The 19,412-nt window shown below is 50.1% G+C and carries 16 protein-coding genes; 8 read left to right on the forward strand and 8 right to left on the reverse strand.

The window, feature by feature from the left end:
• The first annotated feature begins 7 nt into the window (after positions 1 to 7).
• A complete protein-coding gene (locus ACJHW7_RS07625) occupies positions 8 to 1,186 on the forward strand; it encodes an MFS transporter (RefSeq protein WP_001089429.1) in 1,179 nt (392 codons plus the stop codon).
• A 210-nt stretch (positions 1,187 to 1,396) separates the two neighbouring features.
• Positions 1,397 to 6,637, forward strand: a complete 5,241-nt coding sequence (gene iatD / locus ACJHW7_RS07630) for an inverse autotransporter IatD (protein ID WP_021557494.1) — start codon at positions 1,397 to 1,399, stop codon at positions 6,635 to 6,637.
• Positions 6,638 to 6,760: 123 nt separating this feature from the next.
• On the opposite strand, the gene kptA is transcribed toward iatD, so the two are convergent.
• Positions 6,761 to 7,345, reverse strand: a complete 585-nt coding sequence (gene kptA, locus ACJHW7_RS07635) for an RNA 2'-phosphotransferase (RefSeq protein WP_021557493.1) — start codon at positions 7,343 to 7,345, stop codon at positions 6,761 to 6,763.
• A 249-nt stretch (positions 7,346 to 7,594) separates the two neighbouring features.
• Between kptA and ACJHW7_RS07640 the strand changes: the two genes are divergently transcribed.
• The 4 genes from ACJHW7_RS07640 to hypT all read left to right on the forward strand — a co-directional run bounded on the left by ACJHW7_RS07640 (position 7,595) and on the right by hypT (position 10,897).
• A complete protein-coding gene (locus ACJHW7_RS07640) occupies positions 7,595 to 8,278 on the forward strand; it encodes a nucleoside recognition domain-containing protein (protein ID WP_001295597.1) in 684 nt (227 codons plus the stop codon).
• Entirely contained in the window at positions 8,275 to 8,736 is a 462-nt protein-coding gene (locus ACJHW7_RS07645; protein ID WP_000211971.1) for a YjiG family protein, read from the forward strand. The genes ACJHW7_RS07640 and ACJHW7_RS07645 overlap by 4 nt, the downstream gene beginning before the upstream one ends.
• Before the next feature lie 12 nt (positions 8,737 to 8,748).
• Complete coding sequence (iadA, locus tag ACJHW7_RS07650; protein WP_001774693.1) at positions 8,749 to 9,921, forward strand: beta-aspartyl-peptidase; 1,173 nt, start codon at positions 8,749 to 8,751, stop codon at positions 9,919 to 9,921.
• A 64-nt stretch (positions 9,922 to 9,985) separates the two neighbouring features.
• Positions 9,986 to 10,897 carry a hypochlorite stress DNA-binding transcriptional regulator HypT gene (hypT, locus tag ACJHW7_RS07655; protein WP_000340758.1) on the forward strand — a complete coding sequence of 304 codons (912 nt, stop codon included), beginning with the start codon at positions 9,986 to 9,988 and terminating at the stop codon, positions 10,895 to 10,897.
• Here hypT and iraD read toward each other — a convergent pair.
• From iraD to ytiD, 3 genes are all read right to left on the reverse strand, one after another.
• On the reverse strand, positions 10,890 to 11,282 hold the full coding sequence (iraD, locus tag ACJHW7_RS07660; protein ID WP_021557492.1) for an anti-adapter protein IraD: 393 nt from the start codon (positions 11,280 to 11,282) through the stop codon (positions 10,890 to 10,892). The genes hypT and iraD overlap by 8 nt on opposite strands.
• Positions 11,279 to 11,362 carry an iraD leader peptide IdlP gene (idlP, locus tag ACJHW7_RS07665; protein WP_120795393.1) on the reverse strand — a complete coding sequence of 28 codons (84 nt, stop codon included), beginning with the start codon at positions 11,360 to 11,362 and terminating at the stop codon, positions 11,279 to 11,281. The genes iraD and idlP overlap by 4 nt, the downstream gene beginning before the upstream one ends.
• Before the next feature lie 115 nt (positions 11,363 to 11,477).
• Positions 11,478 to 11,621 carry a protein YtiD gene (gene ytiD, locus ACJHW7_RS07670; protein WP_269466529.1) on the reverse strand — a complete coding sequence of 48 codons (144 nt, stop codon included), beginning with the start codon at positions 11,619 to 11,621 and terminating at the stop codon, positions 11,478 to 11,480.
• Between the two features lie 333 nt (positions 11,622 to 11,954).
• Between ytiD and ACJHW7_RS07675 the strand changes: the two genes are divergently transcribed.
• Positions 11,955 to 12,785 (forward strand): DUF2686 family protein, encoded by an 831-nt coding sequence (locus ACJHW7_RS07675; protein ID WP_000062586.1) that lies wholly within the window; start codon positions 11,955 to 11,957, stop codon positions 12,783 to 12,785.
• A 140-nt stretch (positions 12,786 to 12,925) separates the two neighbouring features.
• On the opposite strand, the gene uxuR is transcribed toward ACJHW7_RS07675, so the two are convergent.
• From uxuR to uxuA, 3 genes are all read right to left on the reverse strand, one after another.
• Positions 12,926 to 13,699, reverse strand: a complete 774-nt coding sequence (gene uxuR / locus ACJHW7_RS07680; RefSeq protein ID WP_000833686.1) for a Uxu operon transcriptional regulator — start codon at positions 13,697 to 13,699, stop codon at positions 12,926 to 12,928.
• Positions 13,700 to 13,913: 214 nt separating this feature from the next.
• Positions 13,914 to 15,374 (reverse strand): fructuronate reductase, encoded by a 1,461-nt coding sequence (locus tag ACJHW7_RS07685; RefSeq protein WP_000208194.1) that lies wholly within the window; start codon positions 15,372 to 15,374, stop codon positions 13,914 to 13,916.
• A gap of 80 nt (positions 15,375 to 15,454) precedes the next feature.
• On the reverse strand, positions 15,455 to 16,639 hold the full coding sequence (gene uxuA / locus ACJHW7_RS07690; protein WP_000438582.1) for a mannonate dehydratase: 1,185 nt from the start codon (positions 16,637 to 16,639) through the stop codon (positions 15,455 to 15,457).
• Positions 16,640 to 16,978: 339 nt separating this feature from the next.
• On the opposite strand from uxuA, the gene gntP reads away from it, so the two are divergent.
• Positions 16,979 to 18,322 carry a gluconate permease GntP gene (gntP, locus tag ACJHW7_RS07695; protein WP_000558251.1) on the forward strand — a complete coding sequence of 448 codons (1,344 nt, stop codon included), beginning with the start codon at positions 16,979 to 16,981 and terminating at the stop codon, positions 18,320 to 18,322.
• 174 nt (positions 18,323 to 18,496) lie between these two features.
• On the opposite strand, the gene fimH is transcribed toward gntP, so the two are convergent.
• Positions 18,497 to 19,399, reverse strand: coding sequence for a type 1 fimbria D-mannose specific adhesin FimH (gene fimH, locus ACJHW7_RS07700; protein ID WP_000832227.1), 903 nt, complete (start codon positions 19,397 to 19,399; stop codon positions 18,497 to 18,499).
• Positions 19,400 to 19,412 lie beyond the last annotated feature (13 nt).

A 19,412-nucleotide genomic window follows, 5' to 3' on the forward strand; every position in this document is an offset into this window, starting at 1 on the left:
GCAGAACATGAATTCGACATCGCATCCCGTAGAACGTTTTTCTTTCAGCACCGCGTTATTCGGGATGCTGGTTCTGACCTTAGGTATGGGTTTAGGCCGCTTTCTCTATACGCCGATGCTGCCAGTCATGCTGGCGGAAGGCGAGTTTTCATTTAGCGAACTCTCATGGATCGCCAGTGGTAACTATGCCGGGTATCTGGCGGGGAGCCTGCTGTTTTCATTCGGCGCGTTTCATTTACCCTCACGCCTGCGCCCGTTCCTGTTAGCTTCCGCCCTCGCAACCGGATTATTAATCCTCGCGATGGCGTGGCTGCCGCCGTTTCTTCTGGTTTTCATCATTCGCTTTCTGGCGGGAGTCGCCAGCGCCGGGATGTTGATTTTCGGCTCAACGCTCATCATGCAACATACTCGCCATCCTTTTGTCCTTGCGGCGCTATTTTCTGGTGTTGGCGTCGGCATCGCTCTGGGTAATGAATATGTGCTGGCAGGCCTGCATTTTGCCCTCTCTTCACAAACGTTGTGGCAAGGTGCCGGAGCACTTTCTGCCATTATATTGCTTGCTCTGGCGCTGCTCATCCCGTCGGATAAACACGTTATCCCGCCAGCGCCATTGGCAAAAATCGCGCAACAACCCATGAGCTGGTGGCTACTGGCGATTCTGTATGGCCTGGCGGGTTTTGGTTATATCATCGTCGCCACATACCTGCCGCTCATGGCGAAAGACGCGGGCCAGCCTGTGCTGACGGCTCACCTCTGGACACTGGTTGGCTTGTCGATTGTCCCAGGTTGCTTTGGCTGGCTGTGGGCAGCCAAACGGTGGGGAGCATTACCTTGCCTGACCGCGAATTTGCTGGTGCAGGCGATCTGCGTGCTGTTAACCCTCGCCAGCAGCTCTCCTTTATTACTCATCATCAGCAGTATTGGTTTTGGCGGCACCTTTATGGGAACGACCTCGCTGGTGATGACCATCGCCCGCCAGCTTAGCGTGCCGGGAAATCTTAACCTTTTGGGCTTTGTGACACTCATTTATGGTATCGGGCAAATTCTTGGCCCGGCGCTGACCAGTATGCTCGGCAACGGAACGTCGGCGCTCGCCAGTGCCACACTCTGCGGCGCAGCGGCGCTATTTATCGCAGCATTAATCTGCGGGATGCAAATATTCAAATTGCATACGAATTATTCTTAAGTAATTTAACGAATTTAACTTTTCAGTACATCACGTAAAATAATTAAAATATCCTTTTTCTTTGGAGGTACTCAGCCACCGCCGGTATTATTCCTGGTTTAGCAATTCCACGGCTAATTCATTATTTCTGGTCATATTATAGTCAGGATCGCATTATATCTCCGTGCTAGAAAAAACAAGTTTAATTCTGTTTTTTCACGGAAGGTCACTATGGCTTCGACAAATGCGCATCAAATAAAAAATAATGATCAAAACTCTTTATGTGGTCTGGGTGACAAAATACGCCGCCTGACCGCCGGAGTTTGTTTATTTACACAAATTTTTTTCCCCGTCATGGCGACGGCACAAAATGTGGTACATGCTAAACCTCAGACGACAGTTTCATCTGCCCCCCCTCTACTAGAAAATAATACGGTGCCTTACACGCTTGGTGCGCTGGAATCAGCGCAAAGCGTTGCTGATCGCTTCGGTATTTCACTGGAGGAGCTTCGTCGTCTTAATCAGTTCCGTACTTTTGCTCGCGGCTTTGATAACGTGCGCCAGGGTGAAGAACTGGATGTTCCGGCAACAACCTCGCAGAAAAGCCATGAGCAACAAAATGCCGTACCGCCTGCGAATGGCGAAAACACGCTGGAGAATCAAATAGCCAGCACCTCGCAGCGAGTTGGCACTCTGCTTTCACAAGATATGAATAGTGAGCAGGCCAGCGGCATGGCGCGTGGTTGGGCATCTTCAGAAGCCTCTGGCGCGATGACTGATTGGTTAAATAACTTTGGCACTGCGAAAATCTCTCTGGGTGTGGATGAAGATTTTAGCCTGAAAAATTCGCAATTCGACTTCCTGCATCCGTGGTATGACACACCTGATTATCTGCTCTTCAGCCAGCATACCCTTCACCGAACAGACGATCGTACCCAGATCAACACCGGTTTGGGCTGGCGTCATTTCACCTCCAGCTGGATGTCAGGCATCAACCTGTTTTTTGACCACGACCTGAGCCGCTATCACTCCCGCGCAGGGCTTGGCGCAGAATACTGGCGTGATTATCTGAAGTTGAGCAGCAACGCTTATATCGGCCTGACCGGCTGGCGTAGCGCACCAGAATTGGATAACGACTTCGAAGCCCGCCCGGCCAACGGCTGGGATTTACGCGCGGAAGGCTGGTTACCTGCCTGGCCACAACTGGGGGGAAAACTGGTCTATGAACAATACTATGGCGATGAAGTGGCGCTGTTTGACAAGAACGATCGTCAAAGTAATCCCCATGCTATTACCGCAGGCCTCAACTATACCCCCTTCCCGCTTCTGACTCTCAGTGCGGAACAGCGTCAGGGGAAGCAAGGTGAAAATGACACACGTTTTGCCGTTGATCTGACCTGGCAACCCAGCAGTTCAATGCAGAAACAGCTTAATCCGGACGAAGTGGCCGGACGGCGCAGTCTGGCCGGTAGTCGTTATGACCTGATTGATCGCAACAACAACATCGTTCTGGAATACCGCAAGAAAGAGCTGATTCGCCTGAGTCTGCTGGATCCGGTGAAAGGGAAGTCTGGAGAAATAAAACCGCTGGTTTCCTCGCTACAGACCAAATATGCCCTGAAAGGCTATAACATCGAAGCCGCTGCGCTGGAAGCTGCCGGAGGTAAAGTCAGCACGTCTGGAAAAGATATCACGGTCACGCTGCCAGGTTACCGCTTCACTAACACCCCAGAAACCGATAATACATGGTCGATAGACGTTACCGCCGAGGATGTAAAAGGTAACCTGTCACGGCATGAACAAAGCATGGTAGTTATTCAGGCTCCGACATTAAGCCAGAAAGATTCTCTATTATCCGTTAATCCGCTAACCGTGGCTGCAGATAAAAAATCGACGACCACATTGACCGTTACTGCGCACGATTCCGACGGAACTCCGGTGCCGGGGCTGGCGCTGCAAACCCGCAGTGAAGGCGTTCAGGATATCACCCTGTCTGACTGGACAGATAACGGTGATGGTAGTTACACACAGATACTGACCGCCGGAACGACATCAGGTTCAGTAACACTGACGCCGCAAATTAACGGTGAGAGTGCGGTAAAAGAATCCATCGTCGTTAATATCGTCCCTGTTGTCTCATCCCGCGACCATTCATCAATAACAATTGATAACGTATCGTATTATGCCGGAGACGACATCAAGGTTAGGGTGGAACTGAAAGACGACAGCAATCAACCGGTTGCATATCAAAAAGAGGAATTGGTAAAAGCCGTTACTGTCGAAAACAGCAAACCTGGCACCACGATTGTCTGGCACGAAGAGCAGCCGGGCGTTTATACCGCGAATTATCCGGCCCATAAGCAAGGGACTGCACTAAGGGCACAACTTAGCCTTCACAACTGGAATGCTCCACTGCAATCGCATATTTATAACATTGAGGCAAACCAGAATAAGGCTCGCGTCGCCACATTATCAGCGACAAATAATGACGTTTACGCCGATAAAAAGACATTTAATACCCTCACTATCAACGTCACTGATGAGAGTGATAATCCCCTGATAAATCATCAGGTCACCTTTAAGAATGAAAAAGGAAGCGCGGAATTTGTCGAACCGCCGCAGCAAAATACGGATGCATATGGTGTTGCCACAATCAACATGGTAAGTCAGGTTGCGGAAGAAAATACGATTAGCGCCACGCTGCCAAATGGTTTCTCACAACGGATAATTGCGAAATTTGTTAGCGATTCGAGTACGCCAAAATTCAAACAACTGGTTGCCGATCCAGATACCATTATTGCTGGCAACAGCCAGGGCAGTACTCTGACCGCCACCGTCACAGACTTTCATAACAACCCGTTAAAAGATATGAAAGTGAATTTTGTGGCACCTGGTGGCTCGCAACTGGACAACACGTCCGCCACAACAGACCAGTCCGGTATTGTGCGAGTGCACCTGACCAGTTCAAAAGCTGGTAGCTATTCCGTCGATGCCTCGCTTGAGGCGGATAAAAATATTCACCAGTCGGTCACGATCACCGTGGTCCCAAACAGGGAACAATCGGTAATGACCTTGAATGCCGGGTCGGGCAGTGCGATCGCTAACAATACAAATACCGTTATCCTGACAGCCAGTGTGAAAGATGTTTATGGACACCCGTTGCCGGATGAGGATGTGAAATTTACCTTGCCAGCCTCCATGACCGGGAACTTCACGCTAAGTAGTGAAACCGCCCGCACCGATGCAAACGGTGATGCCGTGGTCACATTGCGAGGCACAAAAGCGGGTGAGTTTACAGTTACGGCGACGCTGACCAGAAATAATACCGTTGCTTATCAGCAAGTCACTTTTATTGGGGATACAAACAGTGCGCAGCTCCAGCCGCTGACTGCCTCATTAAATTCCATTGTTGCGGGTAACAGTACGGGGAGTACCCTGACGGCAACGATCCTGGACGCTTACCAAAATCCGCTTAAAGACCAGTTGGTCACTTTCCAGAGTAACGATGTCACTCTAAGCGAAACAGAAGTCACCACCAATACGCTGGGTCAGGCGACGGTAACAATGACCAGCAATATTGCCGGACAACATAACGTCGTGGTGAGCCGGAAAGCGCAAGCTTCCGATAATAAAACGTTTAGTTTATCAGTGCTCCCGGATGAAAGTTCGGCGAAGGTAATAAGTATAACCGGAGCCGAAAAAACGATAACGGTTGGCGAAAACATCACGCTACGGATACTCGTCCAGGACGCGTTTAACAATGTAATCGCGGGTCAACGCGTCAGATTAAGTGCGCAGCCAACAACTAACATTACGATAGGCGATACGGCTTACACCGATAATAACGGTTATGCGTACGTTAACCTTCTCAGCACCCAACCTGGGGTTTATCAGGTGACGGCAACGCTGGACAATAACAGTAGTAGTAAGGTTGACGTGAATGTGGCAAATGGCAAACTCGAGTTAACATCATCGAAACCAGAAACCACGGTCCATAATAGTGAGGGTATTACGCTGACCGCAACGGCGAGAAATGCGCGGGGTGAATTGATGCCAGGGCAAATTATCACCTTTAGCGTAACGCCTGAAGGTGCAACGCTAAGCAATACAGGGGAAATCCTTACTGACCAGTCTGGTCAGGCCAAAGTGACGCTGACCAGTGACAAAGTGAATGTCTATACCGTTACGGCCATAATGGGCAAAGATGTTCCCGTTCAGAGCCAGGTAACGGTTGCGGTTAAGGCAGATGCTAAAACGGCACATGTTGTGAGCGTCGTGGCTTCTCCTGACACCATCACCGCCGACGGCATCGATAGCAGCACCATCACTTCACGAGTAGAAGATGATTACGGATTCCCGGTTGAAGGTGTCGATGTTAGTTATGCCTTAGACACCAAAGGCAGCCCGGTAGTTAATATTCCAACTACGCGTACCGATCAGTCCGGGCAAGTCACGGCGACAATAACCAGTACATTGGCAGAAACCTTAACAGTCAATGTGCAAGTTCCTGGTACAGCCAACCAATCCGCAACCATTACATTGGTTGCCGGCACGGCCGATGAAAGTAAGTCAATTTTGAAATCCGATGTTGACACTCTGAAGGCTGACTACCAGCAGAGCGCAAAACTTACGCTAACATTGCAAGACAAGTACGGTAACCCGATAGTGACGTCTGATCATCTGGAATTTGTCCAGTCAGGCCCCTTCGTGAACTTTCTCAAGTTGAGCGATATTGATTACAGCCAAAGAAATTATGGCGAGTACACCGTGACTGTCACTGGCGGAAAAGAGGGAACAGCGACCCTCATTCCCATGCTGAACGGGGTTCATCAGGCAAACTTAAGCGTATCGCTGAATCTCATCCACTCGATAAAAGAAATGTCCGGTCATGTCACTGCAAACAACCATACCTTCTCCACGGCTAAATTCCCGAGCGAAGGTTTTGCAGGGGCGTATTACACACTCAACAATGATAACTTTGAAGCGGGTAAAACCGTTGATGATTATATGTTTTCAAGTTCACAGGGTTGGGTGTCTGTCGATGCTTCGGGTAAAGTTTCTTTCGCAAATATCGGCGATCAAACGTCAGTCACAATAAGCGCTGTTCCCCGACAAGGAGGTACAACCTACCAGACCTTAATTAAGCTGAAAGGCTGGTGGGTGAATAATGGAAATCATACCAATATCTGGCTAGCTGCCAATGCGCTCTGTCATGCTAAAAATGATGGATATAATCTTCCTGGCATCACACATTTGACGTCTGGCGAAAACAAACGCACGCAGGGATCGCTGTATGGTGAATGGGGGAACGTTGGAGCGTTTTCCAGTAATTCGCAATTTACACCGGGAGCTTACTGGACAAGTGAATCTGATGATTACAGTCGGCACTACTATGTGCAGATGCTAACCGGTATGACTGGAAGCGACGCTGATTCCAGCCCCCAACTGACCGCCTGCCGTAAATCACTATAATTTCTGCAGTTGTTATTAAAGGATACCCTTTTGCGAGGGTATCCTTTCAGACTGATAACAAACGCTACATTGCCTGATGCGCTGCGCTTATCAGGCCTATATAGCCCCTGCAATATATTGAATTTATTGTTTTTGTACCCCAGTCGGCATAAACGACCACTCAAGAAACTCAACAGCAACCGTTGATGTCAGCCAGACCCCGTTTTCCGCTTGCCAGAAAGGGATGCCTCGTTTCGCCATCTCCTGTGCTTTGACGGTTAAGACAACCGGCGATCCGTGTCTTGCTCCCACTTTGCGTGCCGTTGCTTCATCAGCAGAGAGATGCACGTAATGACGATCCCCTGCAATCAGCCCCTGTTTTTTTATCTCGTCAAGGAAACGGCTTGCCGTACCGTGGTAGAGAAACTGTGGCGGTGTTTTTTCGGCAAAGGAAATAGCGACCTGCGAAGTCGAATGCCCCTGAACCGCGCGGATGCACCTACCATCACTGGAATAACTAAAACGCTTTTTATCGCTGGTTGCGACCACGGTATCCAGCAATGCACGGGTTAATCGCTTGCCCGCTTTTTGGGCACAAAGTATGAGCTTATCGATATTCGCCCATCCTTCACGATCCAGTACGATACCAATCGCCTCCGGTTTGTGTCGGAGGACAAAACTTAAAAACTTGCTCGTATCCGCCAGCTCTTTTTCGTTGTACTTTGCCATCGCGTTTTCGTCCCTGGATTTTCTGTTTTTATTTACCAATGTCATTGTCACTGGGTTTATGAATTTTCTGCAACTCAATCCTGCGCAGAACCTTTTCCACACAGCGTAATTTTTCCGCTATGCAAAAAACGCATAGCCAGAAACATACTTGCATTTTCCCCATACCCACATGGCTGATAAGGTTTTTCAGTTCCAGGAATTTTCCTGGCTCAAGCAACACACAAACACAAAAAAACAATGGGGATTGTTATGACACAACAAGGGGATGCTGTAGCCGGGGAGCTGGCGACAGAAAAAGTGGGCATTAAAGGGTATCTGGCTTTTTTTCTCACCATAATCTTTTTTTCCGGTGTTTTTTCCGGAACAGACAGCTGGTGGCGCGTTTTTGATTTTTCCGTTCTGAACGGATCGTTTGGGCAACTGCCTGGTGCGAACGGAGCCACCACCTCATTTCGCGGCGCGGGTGGTGCGGGGGCTAAAGATGGCTTTCTCTTTGCGCTGGAGCTGGCACCGTCAGTCATTCTCTCTCTGGGGATTATTTCAATTACCGATGGTCTTGGTGGATTACGCGCCGCGCAGCAGTTAATGACACCTGTGCTAAAACCGTTGTTGGGTATTCCAGGGATCTGTTCGCTGGCGCTGATCGCTAACTTGCAAAACACTGATGCCGCCGCCGGTATGACCAAAGAGCTGGCGCAGGAAGGTGAAATTACCGAACGCGATAAAGTGATTTTCGCCGCATATCAAACCAGCGGTAGCGCCATCATCACCAACTACTTCTCTTCCGGCGTCGCGGTGTTCGCCTTTCTGGGTACGTCCGTAATCGTACCTTTAGCCGTCATCCTGGTGTTTAAATTTGTCGGAGCCAACATTTTGCGCGTCTGGCTTAACTTCGAAGAACGTCGCAACCCAACGCAAGGAGCGCAAGCATGACAACTCAGGTCCGCAAAAACGTCATGGATATGTTTATCGATGGCGCGCGCCGTGGCTTTACTATCGCCACGACCAACCTGCTGCCAAACGTGGTGATGGCGTTTGTCATCATTCAGGCGCTGAAAATAACCGGCCTGCTCGACTGGGTGGGGCATATCTGTGAACCCGTAATGGCGCTGTGGGGATTACCCGGTGAAGCGGCAACCGTCCTTTTAGCCGCATTAATGAGTATGGGCGGCGCAGTCGGTGTTGCCGCCAGTCTGGCAACCGCTGGCGCATTAACCGGTCACGATGTCACCGTTTTACTGCCCGCGATGTATTTAATGGGCAACCCGGTGCAAAATGTCGGTCGCTGCCTGGGGACAGCCGAAGTGAATGCCAAATATTACCCGCATATCATTACGGTCTGCGTGATTAACGCATTGCTGTCGATCTGGGTTATGCAGCTTATTGTTTAACAAGGAGTTACCATGATTGATTATACCGCAGCCGGTTTTACCCTGCTGCAGGGAGCGCATTTGTATGCGCCGGAAGATCGGGGAATTTGCGATGTCCTCGTCGCTAACGGCAAAATTATCGCCGTTGCCAGCAATATCCCTTCTGACATTGTACCGGACTGCACGGTTGTCGATCTCAGCGGGCAGATCCTCTGCCCAGGTTTTATTGATCAACACGTCCATTTGATTGGCGGTGGCGGCGAAGCAGGTCCCACGACGCGCACGCCGGAAGTGGCGCTAAGTCGCCTGACGGAAGCGGGCGTCACGTCAGTGGTTGGTCTGCTGGGCACCGACTCTATCTCTCGCCACCCGGAATCCCTGCTCGCCAAGACCCGTGCGCTCAATGAAGAAGGCATCAGCGCCTGGATGCTGACCGGCGCTTATCATGTCCCTTCCCGCACTATTACGGGTTCCGTGGAAAAAGACGTGGCGATTATCGATCGTGTGATTGGTGTGAAATGCGCCATCTCTGATCACCGTTCTGCCGCACCGGACGTTTATCACCTGGCTAATATGGCGGCAGAATCCCGCGTTGGCGGTTTGCTCGGCAGTAAACCTGGCGTCACCGTGTTCCACATGGGCGACAGTAAAAAGGCGTTACAGCCTATCTATGACCTGCTGGAAAACTGCGATGTGCCGATCAGCAAGCTGCTGCCGACCCACGTTAACCGCAACGTACCGTTGTTTGAGCAGGCGCTGGAGTTCGCGCGCAAAGGCGGCACCATCGATATCACCAGCAGCATTGACGAACCGGTCGCCCCTGCCGAAGGTATTGCCCGCGCCGTTCAGGCGGGTATTCCGCTGGCACGCGTCACCCTCAGCTCCGACGGCAACGGTAGCCAGCCGTTCTTCGATGATGAAGGGAATTTAACCCATATCGGCGTTGCAGGTTTTGAAACGTTGCTGGAAACCGTGCAGGTGCTGGTTAAAGACTATGATTTCAGTATCAGCGATGCCCTGCGCCCGCTCACCAGTAGCGTAGCCGGTTTCCTTAACCTGAGCGGGAAAGGCGAAATTCTGCCAGGCAATGACGCAGACTTACTGGTCATGACGCCAGAATTGCGCATTGAGCAGGTATACGCTCGCGGCAAACTGATGGTCAAAGACGGCAAAGCCTGCGTGAAAGGAACGTTTGAAACGGCATAAACGGTTGTCAGCCGCCCTAATGGACGTAGAATGCCCGCAAGGGCGGCTGACAGAGTAAAACGTAATGGATGACTGTGGTGCGGTTTTGCATAATATTGAAACTAAATGGCTTTATGATTTTCTGACCCTGGAAAAATGCCGCAATTTTTCCCAGGCGGCAGTTAGTCGCAACGTCTCGCAACCGGCATTCAGCCGCCGCATCCGTGCACTGGAACAGGCGATTGGCGTTGAATTGTTTAACCGCCAGGTGACGCCGCTGCAACTCTCAGAACAAGGGAAAATCTTCCATTCGCAGATCCGCCATCTGTTGCAACAGTTAGAAAGTAACCTTGCAGAGCTGCGTGGCGGCAGCGATTACGCGCAACGTAAAATCAAGATAGCCGCTGCACACTCTCTTTCCCTCGGTCTGTTACCGTCCATTATCAGCCAGATGCCGCCGCTCTTTACCTGGGCGATTGAAGCTATTGATGTCGATGAAGCAGTCGATAAACTGCGCGAAGGGCAAAGTGACTGTATTTTTTCCTTTCACGACGAAGATTTGCTGGAAGCGCCGTTTGACCACATTCGCTTATTTGAATCTCAATTGTTCCCCGTTTGCGCCAGTGACGAACACGGAGAAGCACTTTTTAACCTCGCGCAGCCACACTTTCCGTTACTGAATTACAGCCGCAACTCCTACATGGGGCGATTGATTAATCGCACCCTGACGCGCCACAGTGAGTTAAGTTTCAGCACCTTTTTTGTCTCTTCGATGAGCGAGCTTTTAAAGCAGGTTGCCCTCGACGGCTGTGGGATTGCCTGGCTGCCGGAATACGCCATCCAACAAGAAATTCGCAGCGGGCAGCTCGTTGTACTGAATCGGGACGAACTGGTGATCCCGATTCAGGCCTATGCATACCGGATGAATACCCGCATGAATCCCGTTGCCGAACGCTTCTGGCGTGAACTGCGCGAGCTGGAGATTGTGCTTAGCTGACATTCTCAAGCGTCGCACTGCGCCAACCGCCATTATCCCAGACCAGATCAAACGTTAGCGGTTCATCGTCGTGGTACAGCATTATCTCAAGGCTGATCGCCAGCGTGTGGCAGTACGCTTCTTTCAAATTAACCTGCAACGCCGCAATCCGTGGCTCATGAAATAACAGTGCAGAACGCAGCTGACGGCAATACCAGCTCTGGAGATGTTTGTCGCTCTGGTTATGCAGTTGCCACTCGGGCATGCCTGAAACAAGTAATGACGGTAATGCCGAATGAGGAGAATTAAAAAGTGTGAGGAGATCGCTGCATACCGATTTACGCAGCGATGACGTTTTATTGCCTGAAATTTCAGGTAAAACAGCCTGAAGTGATTGGCGCATCATTTTGCGCACTCCTGACGTTTAGCAACATATGCGGCTTGCCCTGAACACCGGGCACCACTGTATTGATGCTCATTTTCCATAGCCATTCCCTTTTGTTCATTACATCCATGTCAGTCTGAGACAGGCCTGAATCCTGTCAGCAAAGTATAAAACCTTACTTGCCTATGAATATCTACTGACTTTTCAGGAAAAAAGTCATGATTTGATAAAAATCATCAAACTCAAAAAAAAACCGCTAGTATATTCTGAATATTCCGAATAGTTACGTAGATGAAAATACTTGTCACCGCTGCTACTTAATTCCGGTGGGAAATTATTTATTTCCGCATAATCATCTATGTATTATTTGAAACAATTAGTTTGTAAATAATATAAATTAATAACATATCAAATACATCAAAAATACCATTCACAGGCATTATTAATATAGACCTCAACATAGCAACATCAAATTCCAATTAGTAATAAGATATGCTTTTAAATTGCATGCAAATAATTTTAAATGAGCGTTTTTTGATACTTTAGAGTGTTTCCCACCCTTTAATATCACTGTGTAGAGTTGATATCACTACAACAGAAACATGCATGTCATTTGTTTACTTCTCTTTTTACTACAGAAAAATTTATCTATTTTTCTAAACATCAGTGAAATACTCATAAAAGGTAACTATTATGTCTATGCCATTAAGCAATACCCTTCAGAGTCAAATTATTACAGATAATCACTTCCTTCATCACCCAAAAGTCGACAATGAGTTAACACGTCGATATGAATATGCACGCCTGGATACGGAAAATATCTATCTTCTGCCTCTTGCTCGTGGCAATAACCATAATTACGATGGAAAAAGCGTTGTCGAAATTAGAAAACTTAATATTGGCAAACAGTCCTGGCCATTTAATTATGTGACAGATACATGCAGAGAATTCAATGGTATTACAACAACAGGACGTATGCTCTATCGAAACTTGAAAATCACCTCAGCTTTAGACGAAATATATGGTGGTATATGTAAAAAGGCGCATGCTGCTACAGAGTTAGCAGAAGGTTTACGGCTAAATTTATTTATGAAGAGCCCTTTCGATCCTGTTGAGGACTATACAGTTCATGAAATAACATTAGGCCCTGGTTGCAATGTTCCTGGTTACGCCGGAACCACGATAGGATATATTTCAACCCTTCCAGTTTCTCAGGCAAAAAGATGGACCAATGAGCAGCCAAGAATTGATATCTATATTGATCAGATAATAACTGTCTCAGGGGTAGCAAATTCTTCCGGATTCGCCCTTGCCGCATTACTTAATGCTAATATTGAGATGGGAAATGACCCAATCATTGGTATAGAAGCCTATCCTGGTACCGCGGAGATCCATGCAAAAATGGGATATAAAGTTATCCCCGGTGATGAAGATGCGCCACTCAAACGCATGACTCTGCAACCGTCATCTCTTCCAGAACTGTTTGAATTAAAAAATGGTGAATGGAATTATATTGGTAAATAGCCACTGAGAAGAATGAGTACTAATATTCAGGTTATATAGATATTTAAACAATACCCTGCAATTTACAAAGTAATACTCATTGCGACTTCTTAATTTAAGAAAGCGCAAGGAACGTTTACCCTTGCGCTTATTATAATAAGTCAGGCGTCGACTTTATCCAGCGGCCATGAATCAAACAGATAGCCGTCAAAATAAATATCGTCAACGTTCGAGAATTCCAGCAGACGTTGCTTAACGTTTTCCAGATGCTGCCACATTGCCAGCTTCGCCGCTCGGGCATCTTTTTTGATTAACGCGGCGAGGATCTGTTTGTGATCGCCCAACCACTCTTTGCGATACAGGCTGTCATCCAGATGGCTGTGCAACTGGATCCACATTGGATTGTTTTCCCGCCACTGCCAGGACTGACGGAATAACTCCACCAGCATGCTGTTATGCGTTGCTTCGGCAATGGCGAGATGGAACTGCATATCACCGCTTTCGCTGCTACCCGGCGCGCTGGAAGCCAGTTCACGCTCTTCCAGTTGCAATGCCTGACGCATTTTGACGATATCTTCGCGGGTAGCCTGCAGGGCGGCAAACTCGGCGATGTTACTTTCCAGTAACTGACGCGCCTGTAACAGCTCAAAAGGACCCGCATCATTGCAGACGTTGGCATCCGGACTGTCTGTGTTGTGGCTGCCTGAGCTATCAAGAACATAGATACCGGCACCCCGGCGCACTTCCACCAGCCCTTTGATCTCCAGCATGATCAGCGCTTCACGTACCACCGTCCGCGTGACATCAAGCATTTCTGCAATTTCACGCTCCGGCGGCAGCCGTTCGCCAGGATTGTACGGCGTCTTTATGATCAGATCGCGGATCATCGCCCCGACTTCCTGGTAAGGTCTTTGCGCAGAGGTGGCAGATTTCATGGTGTTGTGTCCGTTAGGTGCGGTTAATCAAATTTTTGCCGGATGCGGCGTGAACGCCTTATCCGGCCTACAACGGGCAATTTTACGGCCCCCATTAATCTCAAACTATACCATTAGCACTGGAAGTTGGCACGTACAGGTGGGCAAAAAAACGAAAACTGGTCAACCAAATATCAGTTTGATTGACCAGTAAGTCTGTAGGGTAATCAGTTAGTTACAGCGCAGCCACACACTCGCGCGCACCGCGTTCGCACAGCTGCTGATATGCCGCAGTCACCGCGCCAACAAAGTCGGCATTCTGCGGCAGATCATCGGCAAAAATACCGCTCAGGCCCAGCAGCGCTTTCACGCGGTCTGCGCCCTGATACTGCGCGTTAATCTTCTGGAACTCGGCCAGCATCGGGTCGACCACGTCAATGGCATTACCCTGCTCATCCACGCCCTGGGTGTAACGCATCCAGCCAGCCACGCCCAGCGCCAGGTGACGCCAGCTGCCGCCGTTTTGCAGGTGCAGACGCACCGGATCCAACAGACGCTGCGGTAACTTCTGGCTGCCGTCCATCGCAATCTGCCAGGTACGGTGACGCAGAGACGGGTTGCTGAAACGCTCGATCAGCAGCGTCGCATAGGCGTTCAGGTCCGTACCTTCCGGCATCGACAGCGTTGGCGCTTGTTCCTGCATCATCAGGGCAAAGGCCGCTTTGCGATAATCCGGGTTAGTCATGGTGTCGGCAATAGTTTCATAGCCGCCGAGGTAACCGAGGTATGCCAGGAAAGAGTGGCTGCCGTTCAGCATACGCAGTTTCATCATTTCGAACGGCACAACGTCTGCAACGAACTGTGCGCCCACTTTATCCCAGTCCGGACGACCATTAACGAAGTTATCTTCAATCACCCACTGACGGAACGGTTCGCAGGCAATGGCGCACGGGTCGTAAACACCCAGCTGGTCAGCAATTTCCTGTAAGGTTTCTGGCGTCGCCGCCGGAACGATGCGGTCAACCATGGTGCACGGGAAGGTGACGTTCTCTTCAATCCATGCCGCCAGCTGCGGATCACGCGCCTGAGCCAGCCCCAGAACCGCGACCTTTGCCACATGACCGTTCTCACGCACGTTGTCGCAGGACATGACAGTAAACGCTTTCAGCCCTTTTTCACGACGCAGACGCAAGGCTTCGACGATGTAACCAATCGCGGACTTCGGCGCAGTCGGGTTTTCCAGATCGTGCTTGATCAGCGGGTTATTGAGATCCAGTTGACCGCTTGCCGCATCAGCGCAGTAGCCTTTTTCCGTGACCGTTAGAGAGACAATCGCCGTTTGCGGACGCGCCATCGCGTTGAGAATACCTTCGCAGCCGTCGATTTCCGGATGCAGCGCTTCTTTCATCGAACCGATAATTTTCAGCTCGGTGCTTTCCGCGCCTTTTTCCGCCACGGTGTACAGCAGTTGCTGTTTTTTCAGGTTTTCGATCAGCACGCGGTCGTTGCCTGGCATCAGGTTAACTTCGCAGATGCCCCAGTCGCTGTCGGTGCTTTCCAGCAGATGATGGGTATACAGCGCCTGGTGCGCGCGGTGAAACGCCCCGCAACCGAGATGCACAATGCGTGATTCCAGACGAGAATGATCCCATGACGGGCGGGCAACCGGCAGATTGCTGTCAACAATAGTAGTCATCGTAAACTCCAGAATCCGTCTTCAGAGAGTGACGGCAAGGAAGAAGGAACCGGCACGGCGCGCAGCCATGCCGGTGGGTATTAACGGCTAAAGAAAGCGCGCTGGATCGCCAGTTCGACACCGCGAACTTCGGCCAGGCCTTTCAGACGACCAATTGCGGAGTAACCAGGGTTGGTTTTCTTCTTCAGGTCGTCCAGCATCTGATGACCGTGGTCCGGACGCATCGGGATCAGGTCTTCTTTGCCTTCCGCTTTACGACGGTGTTCTTCTTCAACAATCGCTTTCACCACTTCGTACATATCAACGTCACCGTTCAGGTGCGCCGCTTCGTGGAAGGTTTTCGGGTTATCTTCACGCATGGTGGAGCGCAGATGGGTGAAATAAATACGCGGACCGAACTGCTTGATCATATCAACCAGATCGTTGTCAGCACGCACGCCGTAGGAACCGGTGCACATGGTGAAACCGTTCGCCATGCTGTTTACGGTATCAACCATCCACTGCATATCTTCAATGGTGGAAACAATGCGCGGCAGGCCGAGGATCGGGCGCGGCGGATCGTCCGGGTGAACCGCCATACGCACGCCAACTTCTTCAGCAACTGGAATAATCGCTTTCAGGAAGACAGCAAAGTTTTCGCGCAGTTTGGCTTTGTCGATATCTTTGTACAGCTCCAGGTGCTTACGGAACTGGTCGAGGGTATACCCTTCTTCCGCGCCCGGCAGACCGGCAATGATGTTACGCGTCAGACGCGCTTTGTCTTCGTCGCTCATAGTGGCGAAGCGTTCAGCTGCCTGAGCAATTTCTTCTTCGGTGTAATCCGCTTCCGCGCCTGGACGTTTCAGGATATGCATTTCGAATGCAGCGAATTCGATCTGGTCGAAGCGCAGAGCTTTGGAGCCGTCTGGCAGCACGTATTCGAGGTCAGTACGGGTCCAGTCGAGCACCGGCATGAAGTTGTAGCACACGGTGCGAATGCCGCACTGCGCCAGGTTGCGCAGAGTCTGCTGATAGTTAGCGATCCACTGCTCATAGTTGCCAGTGTGGGTTTTGATATCTTCGTGAATTGGTACGCTTTCTACGACAGACCACACCAGGCCTGCGTCTTCAACGATCGCCTTGCGTTTGAGGATCTCTTCTACGGACCATACTTCGCCGTTCGGGATATGGTGCAGCGCGGTAACCACGCCAGTTGCGCCCGCCTGACGGACATCAGCTAAAGAAACCGGATCGTTTGGGCCGTACCAGCGCCAGGTCTGTTCCATGATTTTTCCTCTTTCACATAGTGGGTTCCACAGCAAAGAGACGCGGAACCCTGGAGTTGTTTAGGTATCCGGATGAACAACCAGACCGCAGCCGTGGCGTTGCATCGGATGAGATGGCGTATAAGTTCTACCTTTTGGTAAGACATGTCAACCCGAATTCTAAAATTGGTTAACCACATCACAAGAATTTCACTCTCATGGTTGTTGCTGCAAATTGCAGCAAAGGGTAATCGATGGTTATTGATCAGAGGATGTGACATTCATCGCAACAATGGTTGACCAATTTACATAACATGTCGCCCAAAATAACAACGGTTCAACCAGGTAAGGTAAAACGTTATGCATGTGCTTAACATTCTCTGGGTGGTATTCGGCATTGGTCTGATGCTGGTACTGAATTTGAAGTTCAAAATCAATTCAATGGTGGCTTTGTTGGTGGCGGCGCTGTCCGTCGGGATGCTGGCGGGCATGGATTTGATGTCGCTGCTGCACACCATGAAAGCGGGCTTCGGCAACACGCTGGGGGAACTGGCTATCATCGTGGTGTTCGGTGCGGTCATCGGTAAATTGATGGTCGACTCCGGCGCGGCTCACCAGATAGCGCATACGCTGCTGGCGCGTCTCGGTCTGCGCTATGTACAGCTGTCAGTGATTATCATCGGCCTGATTTTTGGTCTGGCGATGTTCTATGAAGTGGCCTTTATCATGTTAGCGCCGCTGGTTATTGTCATTGCCGCCGAAGCTAAAATTCCGTTCCTGAAACTGGCGATCCCGGCAGTAGCAGCTGCCACTACCGCACATTCACTGTTCCCACCGCAGCCGGGTCCGGTGGCGCTGGTGAATGCTTATGGCGCAGATATGGGGATGGTTTATATCTATGGCGTACTGGTGACGATCCCAAGTGTAATCTGCGCAGGTCTGATCCTGCCGAAGTTCCTCGGCAATCTTGAGCGCCCAACGCCATCATTCCTGAAAGCAGATCAACCGGTAGATATGAACAATCTGCCCTCTTTCGGCGTTTCGATTCTGGTGCCGCTGATCCCGGCGATCATTATGATCTCTACCACCATCGCCAATATCTGGCTGGTAAAAGATACCCCTGCCTGGGAAGTGGTTAACTTTATTGGTTCCTCGCCGATTGCGATGTTTATTGCGATGGTGGTTGCATTCGTACTCTTTGGCACCGCACGTGGTCATGACATGCAGTGGGTGATGAACGCTTTTGAAAGTGCGGTGAAAAGCATTGCAATGGTGATTCTGATCATCGGTGCGGGTGGCGTGCTGAAGCAAACTATCATCGACACCGGCATTGGCGACACCATCGGCATGTTGATGTCCCACGGCAATATCTCGCCCTACATTATGGCATGGCTGATCACTGTGCTAATTCGTCTGGCGACGGGTCAGGGTGTCGTTTCGGCGATGACCGCCGCCGGGATTATCAGTGCTGCAATCCTTGATCCAGCAACTGGTCAGCTGGTTGGCGTGAATCCGGCGTTGCTGGTGCTGGCGACGGCTGCGGGTTCCAACACCCTCACGCACATTAACGATGCATCTTTCTGGTTGTTCAAAGGTTACTTTGACCTGTCGGTAAAAGACACGTTGAAAACCTGGGGACTGCTGGAGCTGGTCAACTCCGTGGTTGGGCTGATTATTGTGTTGATTATTAGCATGGTAGCGTAAAAGAACACCAGAGCCTGCCAATGGCAGGCTCTGTTCGGATTGTCGGCAAAGTGCGCTTTGTTTATGCCAGATGCGACGCTGACGCGTCTTATCTGGCCTACAAAGGGCTAACGTGCAGGTTTTTAGCTTCAGGTAATATTTGCGTACCTGCATTAGCAATGCCCTGTGATTTCTTTATTGATAAACAAAAGTCACGCCAATAATCGATTGCACATTCCCTGCAGTCACCTGCCCTCCGGTACGTGCGTAATTTGCCGTTAATCCCAGACTTACCGCCGAAGTTCCTACTGCTCCTAACGATACCGTGTTATTCGCTGGAATAATCGTACCGTTGCGCGTCAACTGTACGCCGACGCCCTGCGCTGGTGAAAACGACGCTGTATTGGTGAAAATCGAGTTGCCCGCATCTGCGGTTGTGCCGGAGAGGTAATACCCCAGGTTTTGGCTTTTCGCACAATAAACGGTAAGAGGAATTGGCACTGAACCAGGGTAGTCCGGCAGAGTAACGGTGACATCACGGGCAGAAACATCGCAGCCGCCAGTAGGCACCACCACATCATTATTGGCGTAAATATTCCACACAAACTGGAAATCATCGCTGTTATAGTTGTTGGTCTGTCGCAAAATAAGCACGGCAATTAATGAGCCAGCTTTAATCGCCACCCCGCCCGCACTGCTCACAGGCGTCAAATAAAGCGCCACCGGCCACGGCTTATCCGTTCTCGAATTATAAACAACCCGCGGCGTTTCGCTGGTGGTCGGAAATGGATAGCTACTGCCACTATATTTTACGGTCCCGGAAAAATTAGATAACACGCCGCCATAAGCCGAGCCTCGTTGCAGTGTGACATAGTCTGTAATGGTTTCCGGATAATCGTTATGGCAAAAGATTTGCGTCGAAAGATCTACGACCAGGTTTTGCCCCACATTCACGGCAGGCGCAAGGTTTACATAAACATTAGCGCTGCCACCGCCAATAGGGATAGCGGTACCATTGGCGGTTTTACAGGCGAATGACCAGGCATTTACCGACCAGCCCATCAGCAGTACAGCAAACAGGGTAATAACTCGTTTCATTACAATCATCTCT

The sequence above is a fragment of the Escherichia sp. WS1152 genome (genome assembly GCF_046487665.1).
Lineage (GTDB): Bacteria > Pseudomonadota > Gammaproteobacteria > Enterobacterales > Enterobacteriaceae > Escherichia > Escherichia coli.

Excerpts from the sequence above, each read along its gene's own strand:
- ACJHW7_RS07645 (WP_000211971.1), top strand. The coding sequence starts at position 8,275 with ATGACAACTCAGGTCCGCAAAAACGTCATGGATATGTTTATCGATGGC.
- ACJHW7_RS07685 (WP_000208194.1), bottom strand. The coding sequence starts at position 15,374 with ATGACTACTATTGTTGACAGCAATCTGCCGGTTGCCCGCCCGTCATGG.
- iatD (WP_021557494.1), top strand. The coding sequence starts at position 1,397 with ATGGCTTCGACAAATGCGCATCAAATAAAAAATAATGATCAAAACTCT.
- iadA (WP_001774693.1), top strand. The coding sequence starts at position 8,749 with ATGATTGATTATACCGCAGCCGGTTTTACCCTGCTGCAGGGAGCGCAT.
- kptA (WP_021557493.1), bottom strand. The coding sequence starts at position 7,345 with ATGGCAAAGTACAACGAAAAAGAGCTGGCGGATACGAGCAAGTTTTTA.
- gntP (WP_000558251.1), top strand. The coding sequence starts at position 16,979 with ATGCATGTGCTTAACATTCTCTGGGTGGTATTCGGCATTGGTCTGATG.
- ACJHW7_RS07640 (WP_001295597.1), top strand. The coding sequence starts at position 7,595 with ATGACACAACAAGGGGATGCTGTAGCCGGGGAGCTGGCGACAGAAAAA.
- ACJHW7_RS07625 (WP_001089429.1), top strand. The coding sequence starts at position 8 with ATGAATTCGACATCGCATCCCGTAGAACGTTTTTCTTTCAGCACCGCG.
- uxuR (WP_000833686.1), bottom strand. The coding sequence starts at position 13,699 with ATGAAATCTGCCACCTCTGCGCAAAGACCTTACCAGGAAGTCGGGGCG.
- iraD (WP_021557492.1), bottom strand. The coding sequence starts at position 11,282 with ATGATGCGCCAATCACTTCAGGCTGTTTTACCTGAAATTTCAGGCAAT.
- hypT (WP_000340758.1), top strand. The coding sequence starts at position 9,986 with ATGGATGACTGTGGTGCGGTTTTGCATAATATTGAAACTAAATGGCTT.
- uxuA (WP_000438582.1), bottom strand. The coding sequence starts at position 16,639 with ATGGAACAGACCTGGCGCTGGTACGGCCCAAACGATCCGGTTTCTTTA.
- ACJHW7_RS07675 (WP_000062586.1), top strand. The coding sequence starts at position 11,955 with ATGTCTATGCCATTAAGCAATACCCTTCAGAGTCAAATTATTACAGAT.
- fimH (WP_000832227.1), bottom strand. The coding sequence starts at position 19,399 with ATGAAACGAGTTATTACCCTGTTTGCTGTACTGCTGATGGGCTGGTCG.
- idlP (WP_120795393.1), bottom strand. The coding sequence starts at position 11,362 with ATGGAAAATGAGCATCAATACAGTGGTGCCCGGTGTTCAGGGCAAGCC.